At 57.6% G+C, this 12038-nt stretch carries 18 protein-coding genes; 10 read left to right on the forward strand and 8 right to left on the reverse strand.

The annotated features are described in order from the left end of the window. Positions 1-161: 161 nt before the first annotated feature. Positions 162-1391, reverse strand: a complete 1230-nt coding sequence (locus HQL44_17255) for a YbfB/YjiJ family MFS transporter (protein ID MBF0270331.1) — start codon at positions 1389-1391, stop codon at positions 162-164. Positions 1392-1466: 75 nt separating this feature from the next. On the opposite strand from HQL44_17255, the gene HQL44_17260 reads away from it, so the two are divergent. The 3 genes from HQL44_17260 to HQL44_17270 are packed head-to-tail and all read left to right on the forward strand — an operon-like array spanning position 1467 to position 3146. Further along, on the forward strand, positions 1467-2456 hold the full coding sequence (locus HQL44_17260; GenBank protein MBF0270332.1) for an NAD(P)-dependent glycerol-3-phosphate dehydrogenase: 990 nt from the start codon (positions 1467-1469) through the stop codon (positions 2454-2456). Between the two features lie 4 nt (positions 2457-2460). Then, a complete protein-coding gene (locus tag HQL44_17265) occupies positions 2461-2742 on the forward strand; it encodes a YciI family protein (protein MBF0270333.1) in 282 nt (93 codons plus the stop codon). Then, complete coding sequence (locus HQL44_17270; protein MBF0270334.1) at positions 2739-3146, forward strand: EVE domain-containing protein; 408 nt, start codon at positions 2739-2741, stop codon at positions 3144-3146. Before HQL44_17265 ends, HQL44_17270 begins: the two co-directional genes overlap by 4 nt. A 6-nt stretch (positions 3147-3152) precedes the next feature. On the opposite strand, the gene HQL44_17275 is transcribed toward HQL44_17270, so the two are convergent. Beyond that, on the reverse strand, positions 3153-3560 hold the full coding sequence (locus tag HQL44_17275; protein ID MBF0270335.1) for a hemerythrin family protein: 408 nt from the start codon (positions 3558-3560) through the stop codon (positions 3153-3155). Positions 3561-3672: 112 nt separating this feature from the next. Here HQL44_17275 and HQL44_17280 point away from each other — a divergent pair, with 112 nt between their 5' ends. Together HQL44_17280 and acs are read left to right on the forward strand one after the other, a co-directional pair. Beyond that, positions 3673-4008 carry a Rieske 2Fe-2S domain-containing protein gene (locus HQL44_17280; protein MBF0270336.1) on the forward strand — a complete coding sequence of 112 codons (336 nt, stop codon included), beginning with the start codon at positions 3673-3675 and terminating at the stop codon, positions 4006-4008. Between the two features lie 97 nt (positions 4009-4105). Beyond that, positions 4106-6049, forward strand: coding sequence for an acetate--CoA ligase (acs, locus tag HQL44_17285; protein ID MBF0270337.1), 1944 nt, complete (start codon positions 4106-4108; stop codon positions 6047-6049). Positions 6050-6125: 76 nt separating this feature from the next. Here acs and HQL44_17290 read toward each other — a convergent pair whose 3' ends face one another. From HQL44_17290 to HQL44_17310, 5 genes are all read right to left on the reverse strand, one after another. Beyond that, the gene (locus HQL44_17290) at positions 6126-6584 is read right to left on the reverse strand and encodes a thermonuclease family protein (GenBank protein MBF0270338.1); all 459 of its coding nucleotides are present in this window, start codon (positions 6582-6584) and stop codon (positions 6126-6128) included. A gap of 107 nt (positions 6585-6691) precedes the next feature. Then, positions 6692-6904 (reverse strand): DUF1674 domain-containing protein, encoded by a 213-nt coding sequence (locus HQL44_17295; protein ID MBF0270339.1) that lies wholly within the window; start codon positions 6902-6904, stop codon positions 6692-6694. A 452-nt stretch (positions 6905-7356) separates the two neighbouring features. Beyond that, positions 7357-7605 (reverse strand): BON domain-containing protein, encoded by a 249-nt coding sequence (locus HQL44_17300; GenBank protein ID MBF0270340.1) that lies wholly within the window; start codon positions 7603-7605, stop codon positions 7357-7359. 488 nt (positions 7606-8093) lie between these two features. Continuing rightward, entirely contained in the window at positions 8094-8408 is a 315-nt protein-coding gene (locus tag HQL44_17305; GenBank protein MBF0270341.1) for a BON domain-containing protein, read from the reverse strand. Positions 8409-8532: 124 nt separating this feature from the next. After that, entirely contained in the window at positions 8533-9255 is a 723-nt protein-coding gene (locus HQL44_17310; protein ID MBF0270342.1) for a Crp/Fnr family transcriptional regulator, read from the reverse strand. Between the two features lie 372 nt (positions 9256-9627). Here HQL44_17310 and HQL44_17315 point away from each other — a divergent pair, with 372 nt between their 5' ends. From HQL44_17315 to HQL44_17335, 5 genes are all read left to right on the forward strand, one after another. After that, positions 9628-10059: an OmpA family protein gene (locus HQL44_17315; GenBank protein ID MBF0270343.1), complete on the forward strand. Its 432-nt coding sequence runs from the start codon at positions 9628-9630 to the stop codon at positions 10057-10059. An 81-nt stretch (positions 10060-10140) separates the two neighbouring features. Continuing rightward, positions 10141-10656 (forward strand): hypothetical protein, encoded by a 516-nt coding sequence (locus tag HQL44_17320; protein ID MBF0270344.1) that lies wholly within the window; start codon positions 10141-10143, stop codon positions 10654-10656. A 212-nt stretch (positions 10657-10868) separates the two neighbouring features. Beyond that, the gene (locus HQL44_17325; protein ID MBF0270345.1) at positions 10869-11225 is read left to right on the forward strand and encodes a BON domain-containing protein; all 357 of its coding nucleotides are present in this window, start codon (positions 10869-10871) and stop codon (positions 11223-11225) included. Between the two features lie 23 nt (positions 11226-11248). Further along, the gene (locus HQL44_17330) at positions 11249-11455 is read left to right on the forward strand and encodes a hypothetical protein (protein MBF0270346.1); all 207 of its coding nucleotides are present in this window, start codon (positions 11249-11251) and stop codon (positions 11453-11455) included. Continuing rightward, on the forward strand, positions 11452-11610 hold the full coding sequence (locus tag HQL44_17335) for a DUF3309 domain-containing protein (GenBank protein ID MBF0270347.1): 159 nt from the start codon (positions 11452-11454) through the stop codon (positions 11608-11610). The genes HQL44_17330 and HQL44_17335 overlap by 4 nt, the downstream gene beginning before the upstream one ends. Positions 11611-11642: 32 nt before the next feature. Here HQL44_17335 and HQL44_17340 read toward each other — a convergent pair whose 3' ends face one another. Further along, the gene (locus HQL44_17340) at positions 11643-12038 is read right to left on the reverse strand and encodes a PRC-barrel domain-containing protein (GenBank protein MBF0270348.1); all 396 of its coding nucleotides are present in this window, start codon (positions 12036-12038) and stop codon (positions 11643-11645) included.

A 12038-nucleotide genomic window follows, 5' to 3' on the forward strand; every position in this document is an offset into this window, starting at 1 on the left:
GTCCTCCTTTGCGTTGGTGTGAGTGTGAAGCCCAAACGCGAAAAGCCGCCCGGGCAGATGCCAGGGCGGCTTTTGGTCGCAGTAAGGGCGGTAATGCTTACGGCTTACACGACAATAAGTCTGGCGTCAAGAATTAAGTCTTTAAAACCTATGGCAGGTCGTTATCCCTGCTCGGATGCGCTGGGAAATTTCAAGACTGCCGTCAGCAGGATCGCCAGACCTGCCAGACCAGAAATCATCCAATAGGCGACGCCAAAACTGCCATTGGCTTCGGCGATGATGCCCGCCAGGGCGGGGCCAGCAATCTGGCCCATGCCGAAAATGACGGTGATGGTGCCGAATCCCTTCACGGCCAGCGCAGGCCCCAACACGTCGCCCACCACCACCGCCATGATGCCGGGCACCGCCCAGGCGGAGCCGCCGAACAAGGCGATCGCCAGATAGATCCCCCATGCGTCGGGATGCATCGCCACCAGGGCATAGGCCGTCATGTGCATCGTGTAGGGCAACATCAAGCCAACTTTGCGGCCCAGCCGGTCGGACAGGCTTCCGAACAATGGGCCGGAGAGCAGGCTTAGCCCGCCCACCCAAATCCAGAACCGCCCGGCCTCCGCCTCGCTGAAACCGAAATCGCGCACCAGCGTCGTCACCATGAAGGTGGCGAACACGGCATAGGTGGCGCCATACAGAAAATAGATGGCTCCCAGATGGAGCAGGAACCGCTTGGCATTGGTCTTTGCTTGCGGCACATGACCGGGCGGCAAGGGCGGCGGCTCGCCGCCCACTGGCTGAATCCCCAAATCCTCGGGATGATTGCGCAACACCGCATAGGCCAACATCGCCCCCGCCAACGAGATCGCCCCCAGCAAGGTCCAACCGATGCGCCAACCTTCAGCACCGTAGGTTTGATTGAGGAACGGAATCGTCAGCCCTGCAAACATGATGGCGAAGCCCGAACCGATCACCATGAAACCGGCGGCGCGGCCTCGCACATGTCTGGCGAACCAGTGCGAGACCAAACCCATGATCGGCACATTGGCGGCCGCCGAACCAGCGCCGGTCAAGACATAGAGGATCAGAACGGCCACGAAACCGTCGGCCCGCCCAACCAGCAGCATCGACGCGCCGACCAGGAACAATCCCAAGGCGATGGCTTTGCGCGCCCCCATCCGGCGCACCAGGGCACCCGCCATCAGCACGGCCAGAAGATAGCCGATGAAGTTTCCTGTGCTGATATAGCCCATTTCGTCATAGGACAGGTCAAGCGAGACCCCCATCGAGGGCAGCAGCATGCCAAGCGCGAAGCGGCCCAGCCCCAGGGCCACGAAGACGGTCATCGTGCCGATGGGAACGATGAACCAGCCGTAATGAATCTTTCTTGGCAGCCCCATGTTTTATCTTGCCCTCTTTTCTGCAATCATGGCGGCGGTTGATGCAATAAGCAAGTCGGTACCAAAATGCGTAAAATGACCCATATCGGAATCATCGGAGCAGGCGCCTGGGGCACGGCGTTGGCCGTTTCGGCCAGACGTTCCGGGCTTGAAGTGACGGTTTGGGCCCATGAGACCGAGGTCGCCCAGGCCATCCAAACCAGACATGAAAACCCGATCTTCCTGCCCGGCCTGAAACTCGATCCCGGCATCAAGGCGGTCACCGACCCCGACGCCATCCTGGGCGCCGATGCCATTCTGGCGGTCGCGCCCGCCCAATTTCTGCGTCCAACCTTGCAGGCTTTCGCCAAGGGCTGGCCGCAAGGTCTGCCCATCGTGATCTGCGCCAAAGGGATCGAACAAGGCTCGTTGGCCCTGATGACCGAGGTGGCCGCCGAAGTCCTGCCCCAAGCCCCGCAAGCGGTGCTGTCCGGCCCCACCTTCGCCGCCGAGGTGGCCAGGGGCCTGCCGACCGCCGTCACCCTGGCCTGCAAGAACGCCAAGCTGGGAAACAAGCTGGTTCAGTCCCTGGGCACGCGCAGTTTTCGCCCCTATCTGTCCGATGATCCCATCGGGGCCGAAGTGGGCGGAGCGGTCAAAAACGTGCTGGCCATCGCCTGCGGCATCGTGACCGGCAAAGGTTTCGGCGACAATGCCAGGGCCGCCCTGATCACCAGGGGCATGGCCGAGATCGTGCGCCTGGCCGTGGCCAAGGGCGGCAAGGCGGAAACGCTGATGGGGCTTTCGGGCCTGGGCGATTTGATCCTGACGGCCAGTTCCACTCAATCTCGCAACTTTTCCGTCGGCATGGCGCTGGGCCAGGGCAAGACATTGGCCGAGGCCCTGGCGGGCAAGCAATCGGTCGCCGAGGGCGTCGCCAGCGCCGCCTCCACCGTGGCCCTGGGCGTCAAGGTTGGCATAGACCTGCCGATCGCCTTGGCTGTCGATGCCGTTCTCAACCAAGGCGCTAACCTGAACGCCACTATCGAAGCCCTGTTGTCGCGCCCCTTCAAAAGCGAGGTTTGAAACAATGCTGTTCGCCATTCTGTGCCGCGACAAGAAAGACGCCCTGCCCGTGCGCTTGGCCAACCGCGAGGCCCATCTCGCCTACATCAAGGAAAGCTGGGTCTCGAAAATCGTCACCGCCGGTCCCATCTTCGGCGCCGATGGGCAAAGCATGGCAGGCAGCCTGCTGATCATGGACCTGGAAGACCGAGAGGAAGCCCAGCGTTATCTCGACGGCGATCCCTATGGCAAGGCAGGCCTGTTCGAAAGCTGCGACGTCTGGCCCTATAAAAAGGTCTTTCCGTGAATTACTGGCTATTGAAGTCGGAACCGGAAAGCTGGAGCTGGTCTGATCAGGTCAAGAAGGGCGTGGAACCCTGGACGGGTGTTCGCAATCATCAGGCGGCCAAGAATCTACGGACCATGCGGCTGGGCGATCTGGCCCTGTTCTATCATTCCGTGACCGAACGCAGCATCGTGGGCATCGTGGAAATCGTGCGCGAAGCCTATCTTGATCCCACCGACACAACAGGCAAATGGGTATGTGTCGATGTGAAGGCGGCAAAGCCTCTGCCCCGTCCGGTAAGTTTGGCCGAGATCAAGGCGGAACCGACGCTCAAGGACATCGCCTTGGTTCGCCAGTCGCGCCTGTCGGTGACGCCGCTGGAGGAAATGACCTGGAAGCGACTGCTGGCAATGGGCGGCCTGTAAACCCTTTTACCAATACTGCGCCCGAATGGGATGGCCGCGCATCTTCAGATCGATCTTGATGATGTGGTCGACCAGCCAGTGGCGCAGGAATTCCAGCATCTCCTCGTTGCTGACCGGCGGGTCGGCGGTTTCGCCATCCATGAAACGCTTGGACAAATCCTCAAGATCCGCCATCAAGCGGCGGTGGTCGTCGTGATTTTCGCGAAGCCCCTTGTAGTGCGACGTCGATTGCATCCCCTCCTCGCGCGAAAAATGCTCGCGCGTATAGGCCCGCAAGCGGCCAAAGAGAACGCGAAGCCCGTCATCGCAATCCCCTTGCTTGGTTTCCTCTTTCTGGATGACGACTTCAAGCTGGTTGATGATGTCGATCAAATGCCGGTGATCGGCGTCGATGACCTTTATGCCCACGCTCATTTGCTCTCGCCAGACAATCGGCATTCTTCTTCACAAGCCCCTTGTAGTTGGCGACAATGTCCAGACGACAATCTACGCTTAAGGGTAATCGATTCAACCATAAGGATAATGCGTGTATAGGATCCCGTTGGCCGACATTCCCAATCCCGGCGCCAGGGCCTTCGTCATCGAAAAGGCCGACGGAACTATTGTCTCGGGCTTCGTTGTGCGCATCGGCCCCTTGATCCGCGCCTACGTCAATTCCTGCCCCCATACGGGCGCCCCTTTGAACTGGCAGGAAGACAGGTTCCTCGATTATTCCCAAACCGACATCCTATGCACCATGCACGGGGCGCGCTTCACCCCTGAAACTGGCCTTTGCACCATGGGGCCATGCAAAGGGAAAACTCTGACCCCGCTTCCCTTTGAAATCTCTAATGAAACGATTCTAGTCCAGCCCTTGTCATAGCCACTTTTCGTGGCATAATCGGCCCATCGCACCGGTTTGCCAGCGCGTAAGGGCTGGGCATTCCAAGATCACAAGGATGAAGGGAGAACATCCAACTATGTCAGACCAACATATCTTCCCCGTCAGCGCGGAAGCTGCCAAAGGGGCTTGGATCGACGAGGCCAAGTACAAGGCCATGTACGAACAGTCGGTCAAGGACCCCTCTGCCTTCTGGGGCAAGGAAGGCAAGCGCATTGACTGGATCAAGCCCTTCACCAAGGTCAAGGACGTCTCTTACGATCCGCATGACGTCCATATCAAATGGTTCGAAGACGGCACGCTGAACGCCTCGGCCAACTGCCTGGACCGCCATCTGGCCAAGCGCGGCGATCAGACCGCCATCATCTGGGAAGGCGACGATCCCAACGAAAGTGCGAGCATCACTTATCGCGATCTGCACGAGCGCACCTGCCGCCTAGCCAACGCCATGAAGGCCCAGGGCGTCAAAAAGGGCGACCGCGTCACCATTTACCTGCCGATGATTCCGGAAGCGGCGGTGGCCATGCTGGCCTGCGCGCGCATCGGCGCCATCCATTCGGTGGTCTTCGGCGGATTCTCGCCGGATTCGCTGTCCAATCGCATCCAGGACTGCGATTCCAACATGCTGATCACCTCGGATGAAGGCTTGCGCGGCGGGCGCAAGGTGCCCTTGAAGGCCAATGCCGACAAGGCCCTGGAAACCTGCCCCAGCATCAAAAGCGTGATCGTGGTCAAGCGCACCGGCGGCAATGTCGCCATGAAGGCGGGGCGCGATGTTTGGTATCACGATGTCTGCGCTGCGGCTTCGCCCGACTGCCCGCCCGCAGAATTGAGCGCCGAAGACCCGCTGTTCATCCTCTACACTTCGGGATCGACCGGCAAGCCCAAGGGCGTACTGCACAGCACCGGCGGCTATATGGTCTACGCCTCGATGACGCACCAGTACGTCTTCGACTATCACGACGGCGACGTCTATTGGTGCACCGCCGACGTGGGTTGGGTCACCGGCCACAGCTACATCGTCTATGGCCCCTTGGCCAACGGCGCCATTTCGCTGATGTTTGAAGGCATCCCCAACTATCCCGACGCGTCCCGCTTCTGGCAGGTGGTCGACAAGCACAAGGTCAACATCTTCTACACCGCCCCCACCGCCATCCGCGCCCTGATGCGCGAAGGCGAGGCGCCGGTCAAGAAAACCAGCCGCGCCAGCTTGCGCCTGTTGGGTTCGGTCGGCGAGCCGATCAATCCCGAAGCCTGGCTGTGGTACTACAAGAATGTCGGCGACGAGCGCTGCCCGATCGTCGATACCTGGTGGCAGACCGAAACCGGCGGCATCCTGATCACGCCCTTGCCGGGCGCCATCGCCCAGAAGCCGGGTTCGGCCACCCTGCCCTTCTTCGGCGTGCAGCCGGTCATCGTCGATGCCGAAGGCAAGGAGCTTCAGGGGGCCACCGAAGGCAATCTGTGCATCGCCGATTCATGGCCGGGTCAGATGCGCACGGTGTTCGGCGATCACGAACGCTTCGTGCAGACCTATTTCTCGACCTACAAGGGCATGTACTTCACCGGTGACGGCTGCCGGCGCGATGCCGACGGCTATTACTGGATCACGGGGCGCGTCGATGACGTGATCAATGTTTCTGGTCACCGCATGGGCACCGCCGAGGTCGAAAGCGCCCTGGTCGCCCATCCCAAGGTGGCCGAGGCCGCCGTGGTCGGCTATCCGCACGACATCAAGGGCCAAGGCATCTACGCCTATGTCACCTTGAAGGCGGGCGAAGCCACGTCGGAAGAACTGCGCAAGGAACTGGTCAATTGGGTCCGCAAGGAAATCGGCCCCATCGCCTCGCCGGATCTGATCCAGTGGGCGCCGGGCCTACCCAAGACCCGCTCGGGCAAGATCATGCGCCGCATTCTGCGCAAGATCGCGGCCAACGAGTATGACGCGCTGGGCGACACTTCGACCCTGGCCGATCCGACCGTGGTCGAAGACCTGATCGACAACCGCATGAACCGGGCGTAGTCCTTACGCTTCGGCCATTCGATGAAGCGGCGCGGGTGTCCCCCGCGCCGTTTTCATTGGAAGCGCAGAACCTGCGCTATTCCCCCACCGCGCACCAAGATTGTCGTTCGCCGCCATTGTAGCGGCGCGCCAAACCGGCCTTGACCAGTTCCGCCGACAAATCGGCGCCCGAGGAGTCCTGAACCTGCGCCAAGACTCGGCCACCATATTTGTCGGTCAGAATGTCGCGCAACTGCACCACGCCGCCCTCGATGCGAGCCATCAGAAATTGTCTGGCCGCCAAAGCCTTCTCGCGCTCGGATGGACAACGGGCCTTCAGTTCCGGCGCGTCCGTGCCAAACAGACGGACCGAGGTTTCCACCTCCTGCCCAAGCCAGATATGCGCCCTAACAAGAATCGTATCGCCATCAACCACCCGCAGCACTTGGGCGGGAATGGGACCCGCCAAACGGTCAATCGCAACAGATTCGCCGACAGCTAATGCCGAGAAGGCTGATGCCAAAACAAACACCCGTAATATGAATGTGACTATCATGCGCTATCGTATAACGCGATTTAAGGAGCACGTCAAGTCAGTATAGGAATTTATATAGAACATAAAAGGAATTTATACAAAACAGATAATGGTTGCAAGGCCGTGCTTTAGAAATCGCTGCAACGTCCCTTGCGTTCCCAATCGCCAAAGCGTGTCGGCTCCGCCCCCTGAGGGCCGCCGCTCTCCCGCCCACCGACGTCAGGGAGCGGCAAAGACTCCTTTTGCCGCCCGACAATTGGGGTCAACCCAACCGGCTCCGCCTGCCCTGCTTTCACGGGGCGTTTCAGTAGCGGCAATTCCTTGGAATTTGCATCAGTCATGGCGAGATCATGCGCCAGCGCAGTCATCGACGCCAGACACTCATAGTTGCGGATTGAGGGGGAGAAATAACTGGAGAAACCTTGGTCAGCGGTTCGAGTATGAGGCCATGGGGCCGTTTGGTACATTTGGGGTTGGCCAAGCGCAAGTCGATCACCATCGCCCTTGGCTGCATGGCGGCCTGCCGGAAAGCCTTCTTGCCACTAACGACCCCAAAGACTTCAAATTGCAGCAAAGCTTCATCCGCACCTATCTGGAGCGTGACGCGTCTCAGCTCGGGCCTCGCACCCCCTCAGGAACACTGGAGCGCCCCCATAACCAGAGACTGGCTTACTGAACGCTTCGCGCCTTGCATCTGGTCTGTTGGGTGAATACAAGATCAGGACAGAAAATACTCAGAACAAACTCTGCCACGCCGCTGCCAGCATAGTGTCCGGCAGCGGCTGACGGCAGATTACTTAAGACGCATGTCGTTCTTGACCGAGGTCACGCCGCTAATCTTACCGGCAACCTCGACGGCCTTGGTGGCTGAATCTTGAGACGTAACGAAGCCGCTCAATTGGACGATACCCTTGTATGTCTCGACATTGATCTCGGCCACCTTCAATGTCGGTTCCTCAAGGATGGCGGCCTTGACCTTGGCCGTGATGACGCTGTCGTCAATGTACTCGCCCGCCGTGGGGCTGGAGTCGGCGGCGTTCATTCGCGACTTTGCATCAGCTTTCCCCGCGTCCTCAGCCAGCTTTGCATCCTTGACGCAGGCGCTTTTGGCGGTCCCCGTCAGCTCGTCGCAGCGTTCCCGGGCAACGGCGAATTCCGCCTCCGCCTTGGCGACGCGGACCTGATAGCGGGTCTTGCCGGTTGGCATGTAAGCCGCTTCCAGTTCGGCGCGCGCTATCTTTTCCTTGCCATTGGCTTCAGCCATGCAAATGTCGTTTTGATTGCCGGCGGACGAACCGCAAAGAGATTTCGCCGACTTGAGATCAGCTGCAATCTTTTCCTTGGTCATCTTGTAGTCGCTTTCAGGCATGCCTTGGGCCAAGGCGCTTGCGCTGCTGGCCGAGGCAAGCAACAACGCGATCAGGCCAACATGAATTTTGTTCATAGCAGTTCCTTTATAGGTTGGATCAAAGCGTGAGAATGGTTCCGCGCCCAAGAAAACAAATGACTGCTGGGCGCAGAAATATGTGTTTACTTGATCCGCATGTCGTCCCTGACGGATTTCACGCCAGACACGCCGCGGGCAACGCCAACCGCCTTGTTCGCCGCATCGCGCGAACTCACAAAGCCGCTTAGCTGAACGACGCCCTTGAAAGTTTCGACATTGATTTCGGCAACTTTCAAGGCTGGATCTTCAAGGATGGCCGTTTTGACCTTTGTCGTAATGACGCTGTCATCGACATACTCGCCCGTACTCTCTTGTTTCGACGTCGGCGCGCATCCGGCGGCTGGCAATAAAACCAAAGCCAGCATGAATGCGGAAAGATACTTGCTGAAACTGTTCATGGGGAATGTCTCCAGTTAAAATTGACGTGGGAATTCGATTCACAGGATAAACGCAAAGCGTCGGAGGGTCGGTGCGCTGGCGCACATAGCAGCCGCGAGTCCGGCCGGTGGCTGCCCCAGATGCCTATTGCATTGTCTCAGTGGCAGGAAGAAGACGGTCGAGTTCTTTCTTCACGACGGCATAGCATTCGCAAGCGCGCGCTTCGAGACCAGGACGGTCGATTACGGTAATATGACCGCGGCTGTATTCGATCAGGCCTGCCTTTTGCAGCTTTCCAGCCGCCTCAGTGACGCCTTCTCGACGCACGCCCAGCATGTTGGCGATCAATTCCTGCGTCATAATGAGTTCGTTGCCAGGCAAGCGATCGAGACTAAGCAGCAACCAGCGACAAAGTTGCTGATCCAAGGAATGGTGGCGATTGCATACCGCAGTTTGCGCCATCTGCGTCAACAATGCCTGGGTATAGCGCAAAAGCAGACTGCGAAAATTTGGCGACCGATTGAACTCGTCTTTCAGCAACTGGATTTTAAGGCGGTAAGCGTTTCCGGCGCTTTGCACGATGGCCCGGCTGGGCGTTGTCTTCCCTCCCATAAAATTGGAGATTCCGACAATGCCTTCATTGCCGACGACGGCGATTTCAGCAGATGAACCGTCTTCCATCACATTCAGCAACGATATGATCGAATTGGTTGGAAAGAAGACGTGACGCATTTCGTCGCCAGATTCGCAAACCGTGTGGCCAAGTGGCAATTCGACCAGTTCAATATGGGGAAGAATGCGAGAGCATTCTTCTGCAGGAAGCGCTGCGAGAAGATGATTAATCTGGGGGAGGCCAGAATTGAGCATATGCCGTCTCCGCAACAATCAAGTTTAATAAAACGGAATTTGCAAGGTGACGCCGGAAATTGACGGCGCAGTCCAAGCAGTGTCATCCAAGTATGAGTTATAGATATTCATTGCATAGACTGTGACGAAAGCCTCGGAAACTACTCAGAAATAGTGCGCGGCGAGCGAGCGCGTTCTGCGCTGTGGCGAAAGCTGAGACAATCATCGTTCTCATCGTCCAGCGGCGCAAAGCTAGCCTCTGCGTAATTTCCGAAGCTATCGCCAGTCTCTGCTTTACCCAATGGTAGAGGCGTGAAACCACCTCGCTCGCTGGTCTTATTTCAGCAATGAGCGGTCGATTGACGTGCAAACAGGTGTTTTCAGGAGGTCGCAGTGAAAAAGAGAATCAAGCATATTAGCGACAAAGGCGCACAAGCCATTGTTGAGTTGACCGGTTCTCATGGTCACGTCGGCAAAAACAAACCCTGGAAAAGTTGTTGCGTCATCACTTTTCATGACAAGCAGACAGATTTAACGGTCGAGGACAGAAGTGCAATATTGCAAATCGTCCCTCACCTGATGAGGAGTCCTCTCCCTCAGGCGGCTGTTGATGGCTTTAAAGATCCCAACAATCAAGATCTGAGCGATCAGCGTTCCCGAGCCGTTTGCAGGGCATTGGTCGAGGCCGGCGTGCTGCCCGAGCGAATTAGCGTCGGCGCCTTCGGCGACCCGCAATTCAGCCGATATGGACGGGTCGAAGTTCTTTCGCGGCAGAATTTGAAGCGTCAAAAGAAGAAAGCATCTTTGCAGAATTTATCAGCCTGAATTTACAGATTTAACATAGGCCGGATGCCCAGAGCGCGCTTTGTGTGCGCTTTGTCGCCCCGCCGAATAGGAGTAAAGAAAATGAAAGCCTTTAATTCTAAAACCCTTAAGATCCAACTGACCGCTTGCGCGGTTACGGTGGCAGCAGGCATGACCTTGGCCTCCTGCGGCCCTCAATATTCCTCGCCCACGCAAACGCAGTCGAGCAATCCGAGCGTGACCTATAAGTTCAGCGGTGACCAGGAACTGGTCCAGGCCAATCAAAACGCGGCCAATTTCTGCAACCAGTATCAGTCCATTCCGCGCACGGCCAACATATCGGACGATCCCGAGCACAAGGGCGGCGCCAAGTCCGTTGTCTTCGAGTGCGTGAAGCCGCCGCAACAGCCCCAGGCCTACGTGCAGCCCAATCCTTACCAGCCCGCCCAGTACAATCCTAATCTGACTTACACGTACCGGACGGATCAGGAATTGCTGAACGTATCGCAAACCGCCCAGAATTACTGCATGAACTATGGAATGCGCCAGGTCATTTCCAACATGGGCACCGATGCCAATGGAAACCGGGTCATTTCCTTCCAGTGCAGCCCACGCTAACCAAGTAACTGGACTAACCGGCAATGCGAAGGACAGAGGCCATGCGTGTCGTTTCCACGGTTTTGACGCTGTCTCTTCTGCTTGCCGGTTGTTCGGCCGCATCTGATCGCGAGACCACAGACGGAGAATCACTTAGTTCCGACAATCCGTGCAAAATAGCGCCAACCGCGCCTGATAGGGCGGTTGACTACAGCGACATGAAAAGGATTTAGATGATGTTTCGGCACACTAATCCCTGGCGGAACTTTCTGGAGGTCTTCGCTTTGTCGGGTTCGCGCTTGGACTTCGTTTCATCGTCCAACGCTGCAACGTCTCACGCAGCCGTCAACGATGAATCCCTAACCGCCACGATATCCGCGAGAATTCACGATAAAATCGGCTCGTCGGGAATTGGGGTTACATCCACGCATAACCTAGTTCAGTTAAGCGGCAGCGTTGACACGGCGCAAATCAGCGCCAGGGCCGAGCGCATCACGCGCGAAACATCTGGCGTTAGAAATGTTCGCAATCGCCTTATCGTTCGCCTACCGAAAGCGGAGCATCCGACATGCATGCAAAACGGATCATAGGCGCCATTCTATTCGCTCTCGGCGTGGCATTTCTTGTCTTTGCAAGCCAGCCGATCAATGGGCCATCGGAATATCTATCAAACTCCATGGCCACGCGTTACGACATGGACAAGTTATGGTTCCTTCTTGGCGGAATCGCGACAACTGTCTGCGGCGGCGTTCTGACCATGTCTGGAAGCCGCAGAAGGCGCATCCGTAATACGTCAAACTTATTTAGGAGAGGGCTATGAGCCTAGGAAACATTCTGATCATCATACTGCTGCTCATGCTGGTTGGCGTGCTGCCAACTTGGCCGCACAGCGTCAATTGGGGCTATTTCCCAAGCGGTGGATTGGGAATCGCCCTGATCATCGTCATCGTGTTGTTGCTTATGGGTAGAATATGAGCAGGGTGACGAAGTCGCCAAATCACCTGATTTCAACGAGCATAGACGAATTCCGGCATCGCCTTCAGCCATTCCTTCGTTGCACCCTTCAGCATGACGCCTCGCTCGTCAGCCGATGGACTCAAATCCTCGTAGCGAACGGCGATCAGCCTTTCGCCGATACCAAGATAGCCGCCAATAGAAAGCACTGCATAGATGGCCACCTCGTGCCTGGAAACGATCAGGTCGTCAACCTTTCCCAGCACTTCATTCGCTTCATTGGTTACTTTGGCGCCCAGAACCTGACTGGCGCGGTATCCCGTGGTGACGGCTCTTACATCGATGACGCTGATCACCTGCTGCGGGCCTTGCGCCCAGGCCGAAGGCGAGAGGGAAATGATTGCGGCCACCAACAGGGCGCGTTTGGTGGAAGCGAATGGCTTGTTCAT

The sequence above is a fragment of the Alphaproteobacteria bacterium genome, from assembly GCA_015231795.1.
In the GTDB taxonomy this organism is placed as follows: Bacteria; Pseudomonadota; Alphaproteobacteria; order Rhodospirillales; family WMHbin7; genus WMHbin7.